Origin of the sequence: Sphingobacterium sp. 1.A.4, from assembly GCF_002734245.1 — a bacterium.
Classification (GTDB): domain Bacteria; phylum Bacteroidota; class Bacteroidia; order Sphingobacteriales; family Sphingobacteriaceae; genus Sphingobacterium; species Sphingobacterium tenebrionis.
Window position 1 is genome coordinate 1 of sequence record NZ_PEAZ01000110.1, and the last position, 4,125, is coordinate 4,125.

4 protein-coding genes are annotated in these 4,125 nt (G+C 39.9%); 2 read left to right on the forward strand and 2 right to left on the reverse strand.

Features of this window, described 5'->3' with window-relative positions:
* The first annotated feature begins 672 nt into the window (after nt 1-672).
* A complete protein-coding gene (locus CRJ00_RS17235; protein WP_099367978.1) occupies nt 673-2,187 on the forward strand; it encodes a sulfatase in 1,515 nt (504 codons plus the stop codon).
* Here CRJ00_RS17235 and CRJ00_RS17240 read toward each other — a convergent pair.
* A complete protein-coding gene (locus CRJ00_RS17240; RefSeq protein ID WP_099367979.1) occupies nt 2,184-2,759 on the reverse strand; it encodes a dihydrofolate reductase family protein in 576 nt (191 codons plus the stop codon). The two genes, CRJ00_RS17235 and CRJ00_RS17240, sit on opposite strands and share 4 nt — an antisense overlap.
* 503 nt (nt 2,760-3,262) lie before the next feature.
* Between CRJ00_RS17240 and CRJ00_RS17245 the strand changes: the two genes are divergently transcribed.
* Nucleotides 3,263-3,877, forward strand: a complete 615-nt coding sequence (locus tag CRJ00_RS17245; RefSeq protein WP_180268522.1) for a hypothetical protein — start codon at nt 3,263-3,265, stop codon at nt 3,875-3,877.
* A gap of 41 nt (nt 3,878-3,918) precedes the next feature.
* On the opposite strand, the gene CRJ00_RS17250 is transcribed toward CRJ00_RS17245, so the two are convergent.
* Nucleotides 3,919-4,125, reverse strand: a 207-nt coding sequence (locus CRJ00_RS17250; protein WP_144038076.1) for an integrase core domain-containing protein, incomplete at its 5' end; no start/stop codon positions are given.

Below are 4,125 nucleotides of genomic sequence, written 5' to 3' on the forward strand. Positions count from 1 at the left end.
AGCACAGTATGAGCATACTGAATGCAATAAAGAACAAACTGGCGCTCAGGATTGCCGCAGTCATCAGGGATAGGTCAAAATATATKGACAGGAATAAGGCGCAGATCTAGAAAAGACCAGACCCGGGAAAAAGAAATATCGGCCAAGTGGGCTAAAAAGTTATTCTGAAAAATTTTGAGCCATCAAGCTCTAAAAATTTTTTGGAAATAACTTTTTGGATAGGAAAACTATTGAAGGAAAAAAGTAAAAAAATAGTTGGTTTAATCATAACAATCATTGCGAGGAACGAAGCAATCTTTCAGGCCATGTCATCCTGAGCAACGTCGAAGGATCTGGCCGAAGCATCTTTATGTTTGCCAAAATGTAGATGCTTCGACTTCGCTCAGCATGACATGCGGGAAGATTGCTTCGTCGTGCCTCCTCGCAATGACGATAAAGTTTCCTAGCAACGACGGTTAAGTTCCTAGCAATGACGGGATAAGTTTCCTAACAATGACGAGATACTCTCCTTTCGATAACGGGCAAAGACTATCACAAATAAAAGGTTAGGTTTTAATTCATCTGATTAATATATTTGTTTAAAATATTTATTCAACACATTTGTTTAAGATTATCATTTAACATACTTGTTGAATGACAACCATATAATACTTAAACCTCAATCCTACCCCTATGCACCTCACTAAACAACTACCCTATTTCCTTTCTTTCAATCTCCATAAATCATATCTCTCCATTTCTATATTTCTAACTACCCTATATTGTCTTATTAGCCCACATGCTATCGCTCAACAACAACAACCAAACATCATCTTCATCATGGCCGATGACCTCGGCTGGGGCGAACTGAACACCTACAACAGCACCTTCAACGAAACTCCAAACCTGAACCGCTTAGCTTCCCAAGGAATACAGTTTCAGCAGGCATATGCTGCAGCTCCCAATTGCTCGCCAACGCGAGCAAGCTTAATGACCGGGCAATACCCCGCGCGAGTAGGAATCACGGATTTTCTTCCTGAAGGACCAAAAACCAAAAAGTACTTGAAACCAGAGGATCATGTTACCTTGAATGAAGCCTTATCGGAATTGGGTTATCATACGGGATTGATTGGCAAATGGCATCTGGAAACCCATTTCAAGAATTCCAAGGGAGGGCCTGAAGCCCATGGATTTGATGAGGTTATCGGTTCAGAAACTTCCTATATAGCTAATGGTGATTACTTTTTTCCGTACGATAAAGTAGCTTCTTATACCACAGGAGCAGAAAATGAGTACCTAACGGATAGGCAGAATACCGAAGCTATCAAATTCATCGAACGGAACAAGAATAAGCCTTTTTTTCTTTACCTCAGCTATTACAGCGTTCATACCGCGATGGAAGCACCTGAAGATCTAGTGAAAAAATACAGAGCAAAATACGACGCAAAATATGGCGAAGGAAAGAGTGAGGAATTGTTCGGGCAGAATCATAATGGTCCGCATAAAGACAATCCCTATTTGGCGGCGATGTTGGAGAGCATCGATTCGGGCATCGGAAGGATCATGAAATCACTGGAAGAACAGGGTTTGGCCGAGAACACCCTGCTTGTATTCTTTTCGGATAATGGCGGTGCTGGGAAAGGTGCAAATAATGGCGATTTAAGAGGAAGTAAGATGTGGTTGTATGAAGGCGGAATCCGAGTTCCTTTGATCATGCGATGGCCAAAGGTAATTCAGGCTGGATCGGTGGAGCAAACCCCGGTCAGTTCTTATGATTTCTATCCAACCTTTTTGGATGTGGCTACAGGAAGTTATGGAGACAAGGCCATGAGGGGAAAAACAAAAGGCACAACTGAAACCAGAAAACAATTGGTTAGAAATCAGCTTAAAAAACAACCATTAGATGGTGTATCTTTAGTTCCCATATTAGCCAGTAAAAAGCTTAAAGACAGGAATTTATATTGGCATTATCCTTCAGAGACCGCAAAGTTGCAAAATAATCTTGCATCGGCTGTACGAGCTGGGGATTATAAGTTATTGGAGTTCTATAAGGATAATAGGATCGAGTTGTATGACCTCAAAAAGGATCCTTCAGAGACAAACAATCTAGTGGAGAAGCAACCAAAAATTACCAGCAAATTAAAGGCTGAATTGGATGCCTGGAAAGCCGAAGTTAATGCGGAAGCTCCGGCTTTGAAAAAGAATTAAGCTTGCTTTTTGACCGCATAATGTAGAAGAACAACTTCTGAAGGGAAAATCTGGGATTCTAGAAGATGCAGATTCAACGTTTTTGGAAGTTTTTGTAGGAACGGAATGCCATGTCCAAGGATAATGGGGTTGACCAGGAAGTAAAACTCATCGATCAATCCCAATTCCAATAGGCTCAAGGATGCTCCAGGGCTTCCGAAAATCAGGATATCCTTCCCTCCTGCTTCTTTTAATTCATTGATCTCTTGTTTTAGATTGTGCCCCATAACGGTGGTATGAGAAAGGTCAGTGCCATCTAGTGTCCTTGAAATAACCACCTTGTCCACTTGGTTATACCATGCACTATGTTGTTTATCATGCTCGGAAGCATCGGTCTTTTTGCCGGCATCTGGCCAATAAGCTTGCATCATTTCATAGGTTACTCGCCCATACATGGCTATGTCTGACCGTTGTGTCATCTCATAGACCCAGTTGGATATCCCCTCATCGAGCTTCGCCCAGCTTAGGTCGCCATTCTGCATAGAAATGTAGCCGTCTAGGCTTGTATGCATAAAGAAGATTAACTTTCTCATCGTTATTATTTTAAAATGAAGAATTTTTAGTTAGAGCGTTTTTCTGCCTGAGGAAGTTTAAACCTCATGATGTTTTATTCTCAGGATATTTTTGCCTCAGGATGATATTGCCTCAGGATGTTCCAGCCTCAAGCTGTTCTAACCTCATGAAGTATTAACATTAGGATATATTAACTATCAGGATTTTATATCATCAATATTTTGCACTATAAAGTAAATATATCCCAGACCTTCGGTAAAAAATTATCAATCTAAATTACAGGCTTAGCCAGAGAATAAACTTATCCTAGGGCAAGAAATTCAACGATTTACAATCTGAAGAAATTAAAGAAATATTTTTATTGAATTGCAATAAAATAACCAAGGCGATTACGTAATTTTGCCTTTCATTGAATTTTCGACCAACCATTGTTAACATGTATTTGCGTATTCTTATAGGCTTTTTACTTAGCTTTTGCTGCAGTTTACTTTCTTTTGGTAATCCTATTGATCAAGGCCATCTTTTGAAGAAGATAGACAGCTTGAATGATGTCAAAAAGCCTGATGAATCCATTATTTTGTTAGATAAAATAACCCGTGATCCTAAGCAATCCGCCTTTGATAAGTACTACGCCTATGTGTTAAAGGCAAGGACATATAAACGCTTATATAATCATACCGAAGCGCTGAATAACCTTGATAGGGCTATGTTGGAAGGGAAAAAATCCAATAAAGCTGCTGAGGTTGAAAGTCAGGTTTTGATGGAAAAACTGTTCATCCATTTTGACCTCAAGCAGAAGCAGGAATTCCAAAAGTTGCTTCCCTGGTTTACAGCTGAAAAGCTTCAGTATATAAAAGGTGAAACAAGGGTCTTCTACGAATCTATCCTTGGTCATCTGGAAATGGAAAAGGGGAATTATGAAGCGGCAGAAAAGTATTTTGTTTATTGCATCCTGTTACTGGAAAAGGAAAGCCCAAGGCATCTCCCAAATATTTATAAGGTTAAAATGAACCTGTACAACCGTATGGGAAAGAAGGATTTGGCGATGGAGGCTTATGAAAAAGGTGTCTATTATGCCGAAAAATACTGTAACCCTCCCTATTTTCGGACTGGCATCCAGGCGAGTTTTCAAATTTAAAAATAGTTGTTATCAATAGGTCAATCTTTTTTAAAGTTGACCTATTGATAACATGCCGCCGGCAGGGCATCGTATTCCATTGGTGTCTTTCCTCCCAATGACTCATGTGGTCTTTTGTAGTTGTAATCCTGAATCCATTCTTCTGCAAGTATCTGTACTTGCTGTGTATCTTCAAAGAGGTAGGCATCCAGGATACTTTCCCGAAATGTGCGGTTGAAACGTTCAATGTAACCGTTTTGCATCGGCCT